Here is a 1,505-nt window from a genome sequence, read left to right as displayed (position 1 = left end):
CGAGAGTGTGATACTTTTTCTGTAAAATAATGATTAGAAGGTTCTTCTATGATAAAATAAATATCATTAGGAGGGCCTTTTATTATGGCAAGACAAAAGAAACCTGTACATCGAGTACAAATGACAGAGGGAAAGAGAAACATTATTCATCAGCTTCTTGAAGAGTATGATATCCAGTCTGCAGAAGACATCCAGGATGCTCTAAAAGACCTTTTAGGTGGCACGATAAAGGAAATGATGGAGGCTGAAATGGATGACCATCTCGGTTACGAAAAATCAGAGCGGTCAGACAATGACGATTACCGGAATGGTTATAAGACTAAGCAGGTCAACAGCCGATATGGTTCCATGAAGATCGAGGTGCCGCAGGATCGTAAATCGACTTTTGAACCACAGGTGGTAAAGAAGCGTCAGAAGGATATTTCTGATATTGACCAAAAGATCATCTCAATGTATGCAAAAGGCATGACTACACGCCAGATCTCAGAAACCATTGAGGATATCTATGGATTTGAGACATCAGAAAGTTTTATTTCAGATGTGACAGATAAGATCCTTCCGCAGATTGAGGACTGGCAGAACCGGCCACTGGATGAGGTGTATCCAATCCTGTATATTGATGCGATACATTATTCTGTGCGGGATAACGGCGTGATCCGTAAACTTGCTGCATATGTCATTCTTGGGATTAATACCGAAGGAAAAAAGGAAGTCCTGACGATCAATATTGGAGATAACGAAAGCGCGAAATATTGGCTTTCTGTCATGAATGAACTGAAAAATCGAGGGGTAAAAGATGTTTTGATCATATGCGCCGATGGACTGACCGGCATCAAGGAAGCAATCGCTACAGCTTTCCCTAAAACAGAGTATCAGCGCTGTATCGTGCATCAGGTAAGAAACACCCTGAAATATGTTCCAGATAAAGATAGAAAATCTTTTGCAACGGATCTAAAAACCATCTATCAGGCTGCTGATGAGAAGAAAGCACTGGCTGCATTAGATCATGTAACAGAAAAATGGACGCCGAAATATCCGAATTCTATGAAACGCTGGAAAGAAAACTGGGATGCCATATCCCCGATTTTCAAGTTCTCAACAACCGTCAGAAAGGTCATTTATACGACCAACGCGATTGAATCCCTGAATTCCACCTACCGCAAACTGAACCGTCAGAGAAGCGTATTTCCGAGCGATACAGCCCTGCTGAAAGCCCTGTATCTGGCTACGTTTGAAGCAACGAAAAAGTGGACAACAAGAATCCGGAATTGGGGGCAGGTCTACGGCGAATTGAGTATTATGTATGAAGGACGATTACCGGAATAGTACATTTGCTGAAATAGTACATTACATTGTAAACCAAGACAGGCGGAAACTCCGCCTGCTCTTGACATGTCATTTTTCAACTGTTATATATAACTAAAGGGCAAAAAGCTCTGACAAAGAATTTTTTGCCTTTCATTATCATAGAAGAATCTTATTTACAGACTTTTTCTCATAGTCTC

General features: G+C 41.1%; 1 protein-coding gene. It reads left to right on the top strand.

Annotated features, from left to right (window positions below):
* The first annotated feature begins 84 nt into the window (after positions 1–84).
* Positions 85–1,326 carry an IS256 family transposase gene (locus H8704_RS14005; protein WP_249298673.1) on the top strand — a complete coding sequence of 414 codons (1,242 nt, stop codon included), beginning with the start codon at positions 85–87 and terminating at the stop codon, positions 1,324–1,326.
* Positions 1,327–1,505 lie beyond the last annotated feature (179 nt).

It is taken from the genome of Jutongia huaianensis, assembly GCF_014384985.1.
Lineage (GTDB): Bacteria > Bacillota > Clostridia > Lachnospirales > Lachnospiraceae > Jutongia > Jutongia huaianensis.
Note: the sequence above shows the minus strand (reverse complement) of the source record. Positions and strands in the feature narration are given on the sequence as shown.